Below are 14,980 nucleotides of genomic sequence, written 5' to 3'. Positions count from 1 at the left end.
ATAGTCAGCAGCTAACAGGAAAGCCGACTGCCGACCGCCGAAAGCCGACAGCCATTTCAATGCAAAACCAGCGTCTTATCCGTTCTTTCCAGCGAGGTCCCTTTGGTTTCCGGCATAATGCGCCAAACGAAAATCAGCTGCAAAATCATCATGATAGCGAAGAAGGAGAAGGTGATCCCGCCGCCCAGATATTCGGAAATGATAGGGAAAGAGAATGCGATTACGGCAGCCATGAACCAGTGGGTAAAGCTTCCCAGTGCCTGGCCGTTTGCGCGCACTTCGTTTGGGAAAATTTCAGATATAAAAACCCAGATGACCGCGCCTTGTGAGAATGCGAAAAAGGCAATGTAGACGAACAGAAACACCGGAACGCCGGTAAAATCCTGGATAAAAAATGCCCTGGCAACCAATCCAAGTGTAATAATGACGCCCACCGAGCCAATCGCCATTAAGGTGCGTCGGCCAAACCGATCTATAAAGTTGATAGCCAGAAGTGTGAAGGCAAAGTTGACAAAACCAATCCCCGCAGATGATAGGAACGCAGCTTTTGCTCCCAAACCCGTCATTTCAAAAATGCGCGGACTGTAATAAATGATGGCGTTAATGCCGGAAACCTGATTGAAAACAGCAAACAAAATGGCCAGCATCACAGGTGTTTTGTATTTGGCAGAAAACAGCCGGGCAGAAGGTTTGTCTTTGGTTTCTTCGTTCGCGTTCATAATCGCAAACAATGTTTCTTCGCTGGTTTCGGTGTCGATAATGTTCAGGATCTCCCTGGCCTGCTGCACATCACCTTTTTTCATGATCAGCCAGCGCGGACTTTCAGGAACGTAAAGAATGGCCAGTAGGAAAATCAGCGAAGGCAGAGCCTGCACGCCCAGCATCCAGCGCCACGCATTGTCGCCCATATCCTGCATGAAGTAATTGGAGAAGTAGGCAATAAGAATTCCGAACACCACATTGAACTGGAACAGCCCAACCATTTTTCCGCGTGATTTGGCGGGAGAGATTTCGGAAATGTACATGGGTGCAGCCACGGAGGAAGCACCTACACCTAGGCCGCCCAGGAAGCGGAAGAATATGAACACATACCAGTCAGTAGCAAGCGCTGAGCCGAGGGAGGAAACCAGGTATAAAACAGCTATCCAGAATAAGGTGGTTTTTCTTCCCAGCCTGTCTGCGGGAATGCCGCCTAACATGGCGCCGAGCACGGTCCCGATCAATGCAATGGAAACGGTGAACCCGTGCTCGACGGCGGATAGATCCCATAAATGCTGAATGGCTTTTTCCGCTCCCGAGATAACGGCCGTATCGAATCCGAAGAGAAAACCGCCAAGCGCAACGACGATCGACCAAACTAATACCTTACTGTTTTTCATTAGTAGTTCTGATTTTTTTGTCAAAACTACCGCCACTCACCGCCCGGAATAACTAAATAATATCTCAAAAAAGTTAAACTTTGATACAGTGGTATTTCAGAAGTATATATTTTTGATAATCAGTGAATTAGCTTGATATTTAAAATTTGATACATTGGCGTTGTTTCAAATTTGATACATCGATTTTAAAAATTGTATCATTTGTTAAGCAGTCACCACATTAGAAATTGAATGATTGCGCGAAAATCTTGAATAAAATAACGCGCACTCATGATTTCTTATATTCCATAGGCGTTTGATTATATTTCCCTTTAAACGCCGTGGAGAAATAAGTAGGAGAGGAGAAGCCGACTTTATAGGCCACGTCCGCAATGGTCAGATCATCACGGCGGAGCAGAAACTTGGCTTTGTTAAGCCTGACCTGCTGAATGTATTCATTGACACTCATGCCCAGCAGCGCCTTCACTTTTCTGTACAGCTGCACCCGCGACATGCCCAGGTCCTTGCCAATGTCTTCCACGCTCAATTCCGAATTGTCGTAACGCTCCTCTATATATGCAGTGAACTGGGTGATGAACTTTTTATCCAGTTTGTTAGGGTTTGTCACGGAGGACGTTTCAATGGGCAGTTCACTGGTATAATGCTCCCGAAGCACTGACCGGTTTTTGAGCAATGTTTTAATGCTTTCCTGCACATATTGTAGATTGAACGGCTTGGTAATGTAAGCATCCACGCCCGTCTGAATGCCTTCGATCTGCTGCTCAATCGTCGTTCTGGCGGTCAGTAAAATCACCGGAATGTGCGAAGTCCTGAAATCTGCTTTCAGAATTGCGCTTACGCCCAGGCCATCTTTTTTAGGCAATGTCACGTCACAAACGATCAGGTCGGGAATGTGTTCAAATGCCAGTCTCAGGCCTTCCTCTCCATCATTGGCCACCAGGATCTGATAATTCACATTCAGTTTTTGTTCCAAAAGCCTTACCAGATCATTATTGTCTTCAATCAGCAGCACCGATTGCTCATGGATTGAAACCTCTTTTGCAGCATGGGCCGACGCCGGATCTTCCTCCTGAATTTCAAAATTCTGAACCATAGAAAAATCTTCCGCCTGCCCGGTTTGCAATTCGTCTTCCTGAAAATGTTTGTTACCCAGCGGCAGTTCAATGCTAAATGCTGTTTCTTTATTGGGCTGGCTGCGAACAGAAATTGTTCCTTTATGAAGCGAAATTAACTCTTTGGAAAGCGCCAGTCCGAGCCCGGTTCCCAATGCTTTATAACCGCTTTCGGCTTGGTAAAAAACTTCAAAAACGTGGGCAACCTCCGATTCGGTCATCCCTATTCCATTGTCTTCCACCGTGATCTGCGCCTGTCCGGAGGAAGTGGTTTTAATGTACAAATAAACCCTTCCTTTATCCGGTGTGAACTTGAATGCATTAGAAAGTAAATTGAAAATCACCTTGTCCAGCATCGTAGCATCGAACCACACCATTACTTCGGGATCGGAGGCGATCAATTGAAAATCAATTTTCCGTTTGGAAGCAATGCGTTCGAAAGCCACCATAATGTCCTTCACAAATGCCACCAGGTTGTGTTCGCCAGCTCGCACCTGCATTCTGTGACTTCCCAGTTTGCGGAAATCCATCAGCTGGCTTACCAGCCGGAGCAGTCGCAATGTGTTTTTGCGAATCAGGGAAAGTTCCTGTTTGATTAATGGATCACGGATTTTCTCACTGGCCAGCACATCCTCAATGGGTGCCAGGATCAGCGTGAGCGGGGTGCGGAATTCGTGTGAGATGTTGGTGAAAAATTTGAGTTTGGCCTCATTTTCGATTTCTGCGCTTTGGGCCAGCTGTTCGATCTGGTTTTTCTGGTCAGATATTTCGTGATTCTGCACTTCCAGCCGCTTGTTGATCTTACGGTTTTCACGTAAAGAATAAAAGGAAATGGCTCCGAAAATGAGCGCGAGGGCAAGCGTAATGGAAACCGTATAAATGACAATGCTTTGATTTTCAGAGATTGCGCGCTGCTCTTCAATTTTTTCCTGCCGCCGTTCAATGTCTTGCTGCTGGGCCACCAGCTTTTCGCTCTGCAATTTCATGATCCGGACATTGGTCGAGTCGATCATGGTGATTTGCAGGCGGTTTTCTCGTTTGAAAGCTTTTTTTTGTAAAATAGAAATGGCGGTCCGGATGGCTTCTTCTCCACCGGTTGGATAAAGAATGGTTGCATTCAGAATGTCCCTGTCAACAAGATCAATGCCGCCATTTGGCCCGGTCAGGCCGTCTACACCTATTAAACGGATCTTTTTTTCCAGACCTAAATTTTTACAAACCTTAAAAGCTGTGAGCGCGCGGCGATCATTCTGACAGAAAATAACATCAATGTCCGTATGCATTTCCAGCAGTTTTGTCAGCGGGGCTTCAAAGGAGTATTTGTCCCAATCACCATCCAGTTTCGCCGTCAGTCTGATGCCCGGAAAGCGGGTGATTGTTTCCATAAAACCTTTGTGGCGATCAATGTCAGCGGACGAGCCGGGCTTTTCACTGATCTCAATCACCTTTCCCTTCCCTTTCAAAAGCGTATTCGTATAAGCCCCGGCAACCTGCCCGACCTCCACATTATCCGCACCCACATAGGCCGTATATTGATCAGAATTCGTGCGGCGATCCAGAATAATGACCGGAATGCCACTTTGATAAGCTTTTTCTACAACGGGTGTAATGGGCTCGGCTTCATTGGGAGAAACGATCAGCAGGTCAATGTCTTGTTTGAGCAATTCTTCAATTTGCTTGATCTGTTTCTGGCTGTTTCCACCCGCGTCCTTCATCACAAAGTTGATCTCCGGATTGAAAGAAAGCTCGCGATACATGCTCTCCTGCATGGTTTTACGCCAGTTATCACTGCCCGTGCACTGCGAAAAGCCGATGGTATACTGCTTCGATTCCTTTTTGGAACAGGCAGTTACAAGCAAACAAACCAGAACGATGAGGTTACAGTATTTCAATTTTTTGTAGCATTTAAATCAGCGTTTAGCGTGTGGTAAATGTATCACAAATATGATTCTTCGTGCTGGCTTTTATAAGACCAGCACGCTCCGCTTAACTATTGTCGACCCGCCCGGGCTCGTTGTGTTAACTAGATCATTGTCGAACGCGCAATGGTCTAAATTCCTTGCAAACCGCGGTCAGGCGTGAATTTGGTCATGTGCTTTACCTTCCTCTGATACCCTCCATTCAATGATAAATTCCTTTTCCTGAGTTTGGCTATGCAATGCCCCGATTTGACTAAGCCGCGGAGGTGTAGGCTGATGACCTTTGCATATATCAAATTTAAAATCAATCACAAGATGAATCAGTCAAAAACACCCATCATGAGTTTTAGTCCGGTTGTATTAGAAGTTCCCGGACGTCACGTAGCCCTTGAAATGAAAGTTTCTGCGCCTGCCAGCGGAAACAACCTGCCGGTCATTCTACTTTCGCACGGACATGGCGGCTCCAACTTTTTGTCTTCGTACAGAGGATATGGTCCGGTTGTTGATTTTTTTGCGGCAAACGGTTTTGTAGTTATCCAGCCTACGCATCAAAATTCCAAGGCACTCGCGCTTCCCGCATCGCTTCCCGAAGCACCCTTGTTTTGGAGTTCGCGCCCGGCGGACATGACATTTATCCTGGATCATCTGGATGAGATCATTGCCACCGTACCAGGGTTAACCGGAAGAGTTGATAAGGAAAACATTGCTGCGATCGGCCATTCCTTAGGCGGCCATACCGTTGCTATGCTCGCCGGCATGGAAGTGACGGATCCTGCAACCGGCAAAATCGTGAATGTGACAGAGCCACGGATCAAAGCGCCTGTAATGATCGGCTTACCGGGCGGTCCCGAGGGATTGAACGGCGCAGCGAGGCACCATTATCCCGTGATGGCGGCCTCCGATTTCAGTTCTATGATTTTGCCAGCGCTGATTGTGAATGGGGATAAAGACAAAAACCTCATGTTCTCTGATCTGGATAACTGGCGTGCCGACGCTTTTTACCAAAGTCCGGGTCCGAAGGATCTGCTGACCGTATTTGGTGCGGAACACATCTTCGGTGGCATATCCGGTTACGATGCGCTTGAAACAAGTGATGAAGATCCGGAGCGTGTTGCTTTCGTATGTGAAACCATTCTTGCGTACATTCGGAGTACATTCGATCCGTCCGATTCAAGTTGGGAAGAAGCAAAGAAAAGCCTTAACAGCGTAGCGGGTGCATTGGGCAGCATTGAAAGCAAATCGTAAAAACAGACAATATGAAGGACGAAATGTCTAACCACAGATTCGATTCTTTATCAAGGTTGCATAAGGCGCTGGACATGCCGGCACCTATGCACCCGTTGGTAACTTTGATCAATAATGCCGGAGGGAACATTCCGCTGGAAAGGCTACCCAGTCCCCATATTCTGAATTTTTACAAAATTTCCTACAAGATGAACTTCCAGGGAAAGTTCAGATACGGGCAGCATTACTACGATTTCGACGAGGGCGGAATGTTTTATGTTTCACCCAATCAGATCACAGGAGGCCACCTGCCACTCAGTGATCAAACCGGTTATACACTACTTTTCCACCCCGACTTTTTACTGGGTTACGAGCTTGCCAGAAAAATCAAAGAGTATGGTTTTTTCTCCTATTCCACCAACGAAGCGCTGCACTTATCGGAAAAGGAAAAAACCATGATCATCTCTGTTTTTCAAAGCATTGAAGAAGAATTGAAAGACAGAATTGACAATTTTAGTCAGGATGTTGTTATTTCTCAGATCGAGTTGCTGCTGAACTATTCCAACCGATTCTACGCACGCCAGTTTATTACCCGCAAGGCGGTAAGCACCAATTTACTGCAAAGGGTAGAAGAAATTTTAAGCGACTGCTTCCAGTCAACCGACGTACAAAAGCAGGGGCTTCCAACGGTCCAGTTTCTTGCTGAGCAGTTGAATGTCAGTGCGAGTTATCTGAGTGATATGCTGCGATCCCTTACCGGGCAAAATGCACAGCAGCACATTCATAACCATCTGATTGAAAAGGCAAAGGAACAATTATCGACAACCCAGGCCTCGATCAGCGAGATAGCTTACGACTTGGGATTTGAACATCCGCCGTCGTTTAGCAAATTGTTTAAGCTCAAAACCAATATGTCGCCCCTGGATTTCAGGCGTTCTTTCAACTAGGCATATTTACCAAAAACCAAGTCGAACCCAAATTGTTGATTAATCGGGGAATTCCTACACTTAGTGATCATTGATTTCGATCAAAAAGCAAAAAGCCCATCAACTTTCGTTGAAGGGCCTTCGTACCCAGAGCCGGAGTCGAACCGGCACGAGTGTAACCTCATTGGTGTTTGAGACCAACGCGTCTACCGATTCCGCCATCTGGGCATTCTCGTATTTGTTGGGAGTGCAAAAGTAGACAGAAAATGGTATTAAGCAAGTCTGTTGCTAAAAAAACGATAATTATTCCGGCAGCTTTTTCATACTTTATTCATAACGAAGCGCTTCGATCGGATCCAGCCGGGAGGCTTTGATTGCAGGGTAAATGCCCGAAAGCACCCCCACCAGCACGCACACCAGAATTCCTATCGCCATCCAGAGCCAGGGTACCACAAAGGACAATTCAGAGCTGATCACTGCCGATATGACATTGCCCACTACAATGCCGAGTATAAGGCCCACAATTCCCCCGAGAATACAAACAACGATGGCTTCGATCAGGAACTGAAGACGGATCACCTGCGGCGTTGCGCCCAGCGACTTGCGGATGCCGATCTCCCGCGTACGTTCGGTTACGGAAACAAGCATGATGTTCATCAGCGCGATGGATGCGCCCAGCAGCGTGATGATGCCGATCCCAAAGCCGCCAATACGTAGGTAACCCGATATATCATCAAAATCTCTCGCCATGGCATCTGCCCGGTCGATGGTGAATGAATCTTCCTTGCCCAGTTCGTCCTTCCGGATCCTGCGCATAATGCCCCTGGCTTCTTCCACGATAAAATCCCCATCCGAAATGTTCGGGGCGGAAGCCGTCACGTTGTAAGTAAGTGCACGGTTGGCAGCCAGTCCGCGCCCGTTTGTAAGCGGGATGAGCAGCAGCCTGTCGGAATCATTGTTGCCGCCGAGAGATCCTTTTTTCTGCAATACGCCCACCACCTTGTACTTGCTGCCCATAAAGGTGATTTCGCGGTTCACAGGATTACGCCGCTCAAAAAGTTTCATGGCAATCTCCTGCCCGAGCACCACCACATTCAGCGACTTTTCCATATCATTCTTATCCAGGTTGCGTCCCTGGTCGATCTTGTAGCCATTGATTTGCAGGTACTGCTCGTCGGAGCCCACTACGCTGCTGTTCGGATTTGTTTTGCGCGAACCATAGTTTACCTGTACGGCCCCGCCTATATCTGCGGAGAGGGAGGCAGTAGCCTGGTACCCTTCCCGGAACTGATTTGCAAAGGAAAGTGCCTGCCGGAAGCTTACCGGCGGATATTGTTTGTTGCGCCGGCCTCCGTTCCGCCAGTTGTCGTCTTCACGGTTCTTCACGGTAAAAGTATTGGCACCCAGGTCTGCGAAGCTGGCATTGACCGAGTTACGGATTCCTTCAATCGCTGTAAGAATACCCACCAGCGATGTAATACCGATGGCAATGATGAGGGCCGTGAGGACGGTCCTGAGCAGGTTGGACTGGATCGAGCGGAGACCTTCCTCAACGTTTTCGCGGATGTTCATAGGGCGGGCAGCTTGCGTACGATAAACGGGATCGGGTCGTTTACCTTCGGGAATGTTTATTTATATTTATTGAATAATAAATGCCTTTTGTAAAGCTGCACATGAAAGAGGAAAGATTCAAACCGGTGAAGCGGCTGATTGTCCCGCTCGTCATTTTTTTGGGATTGTCATTGAACTGCATGGCAAACCGCCTGCTGATTCCCATGGACGAGAGCCAGAAGAACCACCTGAAAGCCTACGGAATCTCTTACTGGATCCTGAAAAACTTCGAAATGGAGATGGACTGGCTGCTCAACTACCGGGGTGGCAGCTTTATGGTACCTTATACCCAGCAGTTTGCATCCGAAATGACCGTGCGCGGCGTGAGCTTTGAAGTGATCTCCGAAGGTCAGGCAGGGCAAATCCTAAGCCAGATCAGTGCGCCGGATGTCAATATGGATGCCGTAAAATTGCAGAAAGCGCCTAAAATTGCCGTTTATTCCCCTAAGTCAAAGCTGCCTTGGGACGATGCCGTGACCCTCGTACTTACCTATGCCGAAATCCCTTACGATGTGGTGTACGACGATGAGGTGCTGACAGGCAAGCTGCCGGAGTACGACTGGCTGCATTTGCACCATGAAGATTTTACGGGTCAGTTCGGAAAGTTTATCCAGTATAAGGATTATCCCTGGTACCGCGAACAAAAGAGGGAAGCAGAAGAAACAGCCGGCAAGTTCCAGTTTAATAATGTACCTGCCATGAAACAGGCAGTCGCCAGGAAGATCGCCGATTTCGTGACCGGGGGTGGGTACATGTTTGCCATGTGCAATGCCACGGATACCTTCGACATTACGTTAGCAGCAGAGGGACTCGATATCGTGGAAACGCCCTATGACGGAACCCCGGCAGATCCTACCGCAAACAGTAAGCTCAACTTTGATAATACCTTTGCATTCAGAAACTTTAAAACCATTGCCACGCCGTACGATGTTGAGTTTTCTGATATCGATAACCAGCCAGAAGAACGGAATCTGCTTGAACCCAATGATTTCTTTTCCTTATTTCAGTTTTCGGCCAAATGGGACCCGGTACCCAGCATGCTTACCCAGAATCACCAGACCATCATCAAAGGTTTCCTGGGGCAGACGACGGCATTTAAAAATCACCTGATCAAGCCTGAGGTGATTATCCTGGCGGAAAATAAATCTGTGAAGGAAGCCCGGTACATTCACAGTACGCATGGAAAAGGCTTTTTTACTTTCTATGGCGGTCACGATCCCGAAGACTACCAGCACAGGGTAGGCGAGGAGCCCACGGACCTCAACCTGCACCCCAACTCCGCAGGGTACCGGCTGATCCTGAATAATGTACTTTTCCCGGCCGCCAAAAAGAAAAAGCTGAAAACATAAACAAGCCATTTCAAACAGTGCCATATCAAACGAACCGTGCGGAAACGCACGGTTTTTTGTTTGTCAAAAAACTGATAAAACTCTCTATTTCAGCTTGTTAACTACTGGCATAATATTCTAATAAACAGATGTAATATCAGCCATGAAAATCACCCGTTAACAAACACCTCCATGGATAGGGAAGTAGCCCCCGAATACGTGAAATCCGCCCGAAACAAACGATGGACTGCCGGCCTGCTCGCGCTGGCAGTCCTGGCAGCGGGCATTTTCTATTTTCGTAAATCACTCAGCGGCACCATTGAAAATGCACGCATACGTACTGCTGTGGTAGAAACTGGTGATGTCGAAAACACCTTAACTGCTTCCGGCGAGGTGATCCCCGCTTACGAGCAGGTTTTTACAAGTCCCATCCGTGCCAGCATCAGGCGCGTTCTGCTGACTCCCGGCAGCCGGGTAAAGCCTGGTCAGGCGATTGTGGAACTCGACAAATCATTGACACAGATTGAATTTGAAAAATACCAAGACCAGCTCGAACTGAAAAAGAACGGAATTGAGCAGCTGCGGATGAAGCTGAACAAGAACCTCTTTGATGCAGAGATCGTGGATAAAATCAAGCTGCTCAATATCAACAAGCTGCAAGCCGACTTTGAAGATGCCAAGCGACTTCAGAAAGTAGGAGGCGGCACAGCCGAAGATGTGACCAGGGCCGAAAACCAGCTGAAAATTGCCCAGTTAGAGAAAAAGCAGCTGGAAAATGACCTCAGCTACAACCGCGAGTCGATGAGTGCGAGCCTTAAAGAAACAGAACTTGGTGCACGCATCGAAGGGAAAAACCTGGAAGAAATGCAGCATAAGCTGAAAATGGCAGATATTGTTGCCGACCGCACCGGCGTACTGACCTGGGTAAACGAAAATATAGGTTCATCGGTAAACGAGGGTGAGATACTCGCGAAAGTGGCCGACCTGGGGAGCTTTCGTGTGGAGGGAAGTTGTTCGGACGTATATGCAGATCAGGTCAAGGCTGGACTGGCCGTAATCACCAGGCTCAATGACAATGATCTCCGGGGCGTGATTACGCAGGTGAAGCCGGCCGTGAAAGACGGAATCATCCAGTTTGTGATTCAGCTGGACAATGCAAAAAGCGAATTGCTGCGCCCAAACATGAAGGTTGAAGTGTATGTTGTCACCAGTAAAAGCACCCGTACGGTCCGCGTAGCGAATGGTCCTGCTTTTACAGGCAAGCGGAAACAGTATGTTTTTGTGGTTGAAAACGGGCGGGCGGTGCGCAGGGAGGTTGAAACCGGGCTCTCCAACTTTGATTTTGTTGAGATCAAAAGCGGGCTGCGGCCCGGTGACAAGGTGATCCTCACGGACATGAACAGTTACGAGCACCTTGAACAGCTTACGATCCAATGAAAAAACTTCTGCTCACCCTTTTGTTGCTGGCGGCTGTTTTCAAGATAAATGCGCAGCCGCTTACTTTGTCGGAAGTGGTACAGCTAGCACGCACCCAATCCATTGCATCCAAGCAGGCGAGTACCCAGAAGAAAACCAATTTTTGGCAGTACCGGTCTTTTCAGGCCAACTTCCGGCCTCAGCTGGCACTGAGCGGGACAGTGCCGGGATTTACGCGGTCGTACATTGAGGTGGTGCAGCCTGATGGGACGGTATCATTCCAGCCGGTTTCCAACAACAACTCGCTGCTCAACCTCGCACTCAGTCAGAGCGTTGCGGTAACCGGCGGTACTTTGTATGTGCAAAAACAACTGCAGCGGTTCGATGACTTTGTGCGCGATAATACCCGCTACAACGGCATTCCCGTAGAAATCGGATTCAGTCAGCCCTTGTTCCGGTTTAATCAGATGAAATGGGACCGCAAAATCCAGCCGCTGAAGTTCAGGGAAGGCAACCAGCAGTATGTTGCGGATATGGAGCAGGTTTCACTGGATGTTACTGCCTTGTACTTTGAGTTGCTTGTGGCGCAGGTTAACCTCGATATTGCCGAGAAAAACCGGAGCAACAATGATACGCTGTACAAGATCGCCGAACACAAGCTTGCATTGGGAAAAGTGTCCAAAAACGATCTTCTGCAATTGCAGATGGGATTACTTACCGCTCAGAAGGACTTGGCATCCGCTGACCAGGCTGCTGCGGTCGCTTCGCTGAAGTTGAAAATGTTCCTGAGTTCGAGGGACGGACGGGAGCTGGCACTCGCCATCCCCGCGGAAGCTGCCGAGTTTGAGATTGACCCGAAAGTGGCGCTCAGCGAAGCGTTTGAGAACCGGGCAGACGCCGTCGCATTTCAGCGCAAGCTCTTGGAAGCAGAGATGGATGTGCAGTTTGCCCACAAAGAAAACGGGCTGAATGCATCGCTGAATGCCACATTCGGTCTCTCCAATCAGGGGGTGCGACCTACGGATGTGTACAGGCACCCGCAGGACCGGGAGTTTGTAGAACTGAAATTTACCCTGCCCATCATGACCTGGGGACGTAACCGTGCGCGTACCGAAGTAGCCCGGGCCAATCAGGAACTCGCAGTACAGTCGGTGGAGCAGGAAAAGCTGACTTTTGAACAGGAAATATTTACGCAGGTTACCCTTTTACAAATGCTGCAGAAACAGGTCAGGCTCACGCGAACGGCAGATCTTATCGCGGCGGACCGATATCAGATTGCAAAAGAACGCTTTATACTGAGCGACCTCAGCGTTACCGACCTCGGGATTGCGACGCAGGAAAAAGACATTGCCCGGCGTGACTACATCATTGCCCTCCGCGATTACTGGCGATCCTATTACAGTCTCCGCCTGCTGACCTTATATGATTTTGAAGCCGGCAGGAAGTTATTGGCAGCGGAGTAGTTTTGAATGATTGAATGGGAGGAAGGAGGAAGGAGGATGGAGGATGGAGGAAGGAGAATGGAGGAAGGAGGATGGAAAATTTCACTCACACACCCACTCACTTAATCAAAAATTCACTAACCCAATAACTCACACATTCACTAACTCACTAACTCACACATTCAGTCATTCAGTCATTCAATCATTCAATCATTAAATTCCCATGATCAAACTTCAGAACGTCGAGAAAGTTTACCGCACAAGTGCTATTGAAACGCTGGCACTGAACAATATAAATCTGCATGTCAGAAAGGGAGAGTTCGTCTCCATTATGGGCCCCTCGGGCTGTGGTAAGAGTACACTGCTGAACATTATGGGCCTGCTGGATGCACCTTCGCAAGGGCAGGTTGAGATTGACGGCAGCCGGGTGGAGCGATACACCGACAAGGAACTCGCAAGCATGCGCAACCAGAAACTGGGTTTTATCTTCCAGAGCTTTCACCTGATCAATGATCTTTCGGTGATGGACAATGTTGAAATTCCCCTGCTTTACCGGAGCGGATCTGCCGCTGAGCGGAGACGGCTTTCCCAGGAGGCGCTTGAAAAAGTAGGGCTCAGCAACCGGATGAAGCATTTTCCCAAACAACTCTCCGGCGGGCAAAAGCAGCGTGTTGCCATCGCGCGGGCCATTGTAGGCAAGCCCGAGATCATCCTGGCCGACGAGCCGACGGGCAATCTCGACAGTGCCATGGGCAACGAAATCCTGAGTATTCTCCAGAATCTGAACCAGGAAGGCTCTACCATCGTCATGGTCACCCACGACGACGCCATGGCCAAAAAGACCCACCGGCTGGTGAGGCTGTTTGACGGGACGCAGGTTAGTTAGTTTTGAATGACTGAATGATTGAATGACTGAATGGGGAGGTGCGAGTTAGTGAGTGAGTGAGTGAGTGAGTGAGTGAGTGAGTGAGTGAGGGATCTAGTTAGCGAGTGAGTGAATTACTGAGTGAGTGAGTGACTGAGGAAGGTTGAGATAAGTTGAAAAAACAGATCTGCTTGACAAATCACCTTAATAAATTCAATAATCCAAACAGTTCCCAAACTCACCAATCCAACACTATAAAAACTCAATAATCCCAATCCAAAAAATCTCTCACCCCACCAATACTCCAAAAATCACTAACTCACTCCCTCACTAATTCATCCCCATTCAATCATTCAGTCATTCAATCATTCATCCCAACTCACTCACTCACTCACCCACTAACTTACAACTTCCCCCATTCATTCATCCCAACTCACTCACTAACTCACTAACTCACTAACTCCCAACTCCCCCATTCAGTCATTCAATCATTCACTCATTCAATCATTAAATATGCTCTCCAACTACCTGAAAATCGCCTGGAAAGTATTGCTGCGGCATCCTTTCTATACATTCATTACGTTGTTCGGGATCAGTCTTACACTGACCGTCCTGATGGTGCTGACCTCTTTTCTCGACCATCTTTTTGCGTCACATTATCCGGAGGGCAACCGTTTTCGCTCGCTGTATATTGCATTGGTGCTGCAAACTGATTCAAGCCAGACTACCATGTCGTCCGGACCGGCCAGCTTTGAGTTTTTGAAAAAATATGCCAAGTCGCTCAAAACGCCCGAGCGGGTATCGATTTTTTCAAACTTCAGTTTTTCAAATACCTATGTCCATGGGAAGCGCATCAAGCTGAACACCAAGTATACGGATGCTGATTTCTGGCGCGTAACCACATTCCGGTTCCTGGAAGGCAAACCCTACGATGAAAACCATATTGCCAATGCAGAACATGTAGTGGTGATTACCGATGCATTGCGCGACGAGTATTTTGAACCCGGCGCAGCAGTTACCGGCAAGTACATCAACATAGAAAGTATCCGGTACCGGGTAGTAGGTGTGATAAAAGGGAGCCCGCCGACACGCGTGTACACGTATTCGGACGTCTACTTTCCGTACACGGCGCCCAAGAGCAATTATGAAAACAAAGGCGTGCGCGGCCGGTATGTTGCGATGGTACTGGCGAAATCTGCCGCCGACCTGCCCGCCATACAGGCTGAATTTAACAATCATATCGCACGGATCCCGAAGGCAGAAATTCCCGACAGCAAGCAGTACCCGGTGCTGATCGTGCGGGCCGACAGCTTCTTCGACCATTTTCTCAATACGTTTGTACGGAGCGATGCGCAAAAGCTGATCTTTTATTCCGTTGCAGCCCTGGTTGTGCTGATGATCATGGGCCTGCCTGCCATTAATCTGGTAAATGTCAACGTCAGCCGCATTCTGGAACGCGCTTCTGAAATAGGTGTACGGAAAGCATTCGGGGCACCGGCAAAGGCATTGCTTTTTCAGTTTATCATCGAAAACATTTTTATCACTTTCATCGGAGGAACGTTCGCCCTGGCGCTCTCGGTACTGATCATTTACCTGATCAATTCCAGTGGCTGGATCGCTCATGCCGACCTCACGATCAACTTTACCGTTTTCCTCACAAGCATTGCCGTCTGTCTGGCTTTCGGACTTCTTTCCGGCGTGCTACCTGCATTGCGGATGTCCCGGCTCAAAGTAGTGGATGCCCTGAAAGCGTAAGTT

General features: G+C 48.4%; 10 protein-coding genes and 1 tRNA gene. 7 read left to right on the top strand and 4 right to left on the bottom strand.

Annotated features, from left to right (window positions below; translation table 11 throughout):
- Positions 1-56 precede the first annotated feature (56 nt).
- Both HWI92_RS10225 and HWI92_RS10220 read right to left on the bottom strand, forming a co-directional pair.
- Positions 57-1,379 carry a sugar porter family MFS transporter gene (locus HWI92_RS10225; protein WP_204663376.1) on the bottom strand — a complete coding sequence of 441 codons (1,323 nt, stop codon included), beginning with the start codon at positions 1,377-1,379 and terminating at the stop codon, positions 57-59.
- A 268-nt stretch (positions 1,380-1,647) separates the two neighbouring features.
- Entirely contained in the window at positions 1,648-4,383 is a 2,736-nt protein-coding gene (locus tag HWI92_RS10220; RefSeq protein ID WP_204663374.1) for a substrate-binding domain-containing protein, read from the bottom strand.
- 342 nt (positions 4,384-4,725) lie between these two features.
- Between HWI92_RS10220 and HWI92_RS10215 the strand changes: the two genes are divergently transcribed.
- Both HWI92_RS10215 and HWI92_RS10210 read left to right on the top strand, forming a co-directional pair.
- The gene (locus tag HWI92_RS10215) at positions 4,726-5,655 is read left to right on the top strand and encodes an alpha/beta hydrolase family protein (protein WP_204663372.1); all 930 of its coding nucleotides are present in this window, start codon (positions 4,726-4,728) and stop codon (positions 5,653-5,655) included.
- Between the two features lie 23 nt (positions 5,656-5,678).
- Entirely contained in the window at positions 5,679-6,581 is a 903-nt protein-coding gene (locus tag HWI92_RS10210) for a helix-turn-helix domain-containing protein (RefSeq protein ID WP_229249266.1), read from the top strand.
- A gap of 123 nt (positions 6,582-6,704) precedes the next feature.
- On the opposite strand, the gene HWI92_RS10205 is transcribed toward HWI92_RS10210, so the two are convergent.
- Positions 6,705-6,788: transfer RNA gene (locus HWI92_RS10205), tRNA-Leu, on the bottom strand.
- A gap of 99 nt (positions 6,789-6,887) precedes the next feature.
- Complete coding sequence (locus tag HWI92_RS10200) at positions 6,888-8,132, bottom strand: ABC transporter permease (protein ID WP_204663368.1); 1,245 nt, start codon at positions 8,130-8,132, stop codon at positions 6,888-6,890.
- Between the two features lie 125 nt (positions 8,133-8,257).
- Between HWI92_RS10200 and HWI92_RS10195 the strand changes: the two genes are divergently transcribed.
- The 5 genes from HWI92_RS10195 (at position 8,258) to HWI92_RS10175 (ending at position 14,977) form a co-directional block, all read left to right on the top strand.
- On the top strand, positions 8,258-9,520 hold the full coding sequence (locus HWI92_RS10195; protein WP_204664450.1) for an asparagine synthetase B: 1,263 nt from the start codon (positions 8,258-8,260) through the stop codon (positions 9,518-9,520).
- Positions 9,521-9,691: 171 nt separating this feature from the next.
- Positions 9,692-10,936: an efflux RND transporter periplasmic adaptor subunit gene (locus HWI92_RS10190; RefSeq protein ID WP_204663366.1), complete on the top strand. Its 1,245-nt coding sequence runs from the start codon at positions 9,692-9,694 to the stop codon at positions 10,934-10,936.
- Entirely contained in the window at positions 10,933-12,378 is a 1,446-nt protein-coding gene (locus tag HWI92_RS10185; protein ID WP_204663364.1) for a TolC family protein, read from the top strand. Before HWI92_RS10190 ends, HWI92_RS10185 begins: the two co-directional genes overlap by 4 nt.
- A 202-nt stretch (positions 12,379-12,580) precedes the next feature.
- Positions 12,581-13,243 carry an ABC transporter ATP-binding protein gene (locus HWI92_RS10180; RefSeq protein ID WP_204663362.1) on the top strand — a complete coding sequence of 221 codons (663 nt, stop codon included), beginning with the start codon at positions 12,581-12,583 and terminating at the stop codon, positions 13,241-13,243.
- A gap of 492 nt (positions 13,244-13,735) precedes the next feature.
- The gene (locus tag HWI92_RS10175; RefSeq protein ID WP_204663360.1) at positions 13,736-14,977 is read left to right on the top strand and encodes an ABC transporter permease; all 1,242 of its coding nucleotides are present in this window, start codon (positions 13,736-13,738) and stop codon (positions 14,975-14,977) included.
- Positions 14,978-14,980: the final 3 nt, after the last annotated feature.

The organism is Dyadobacter sandarakinus (assembly GCF_016894445.1).
In the GTDB taxonomy this organism is placed as follows: domain Bacteria; phylum Bacteroidota; class Bacteroidia; order Cytophagales; family Spirosomataceae; genus Dyadobacter; species Dyadobacter sandarakinus.
Note: the sequence above shows the minus strand (reverse complement) of the source record. Positions and strands in the feature narration are given on the sequence as shown.

Excerpts from the sequence above, each read along its gene's own strand:
- HWI92_RS10210 (WP_229249266.1), top strand. The coding sequence starts at position 5,679 with ATGTCTAACCACAGATTCGATTCTTTATCAAGGTTGCATAAGGCGCTG.
- HWI92_RS10190 (WP_204663366.1), top strand. The coding sequence starts at position 9,692 with ATGGATAGGGAAGTAGCCCCCGAATACGTGAAATCCGCCCGAAACAAA.
- HWI92_RS10185 (WP_204663364.1), top strand. The coding sequence starts at position 10,933 with ATGAAAAAACTTCTGCTCACCCTTTTGTTGCTGGCGGCTGTTTTCAAG.
- HWI92_RS10215 (WP_204663372.1), top strand. The coding sequence starts at position 4,726 with ATGAATCAGTCAAAAACACCCATCATGAGTTTTAGTCCGGTTGTATTA.
- HWI92_RS10175 (WP_204663360.1), top strand. The coding sequence starts at position 13,736 with ATGCTCTCCAACTACCTGAAAATCGCCTGGAAAGTATTGCTGCGGCAT.
- HWI92_RS10200 (WP_204663368.1), bottom strand. The coding sequence starts at position 8,132 with ATGAACATCCGCGAAAACGTTGAGGAAGGTCTCCGCTCGATCCAGTCC.
- HWI92_RS10225 (WP_204663376.1), bottom strand. The coding sequence starts at position 1,379 with ATGAAAAACAGTAAGGTATTAGTTTGGTCGATCGTCGTTGCGCTTGGC.
- HWI92_RS10180 (WP_204663362.1), top strand. The coding sequence starts at position 12,581 with ATGATCAAACTTCAGAACGTCGAGAAAGTTTACCGCACAAGTGCTATT.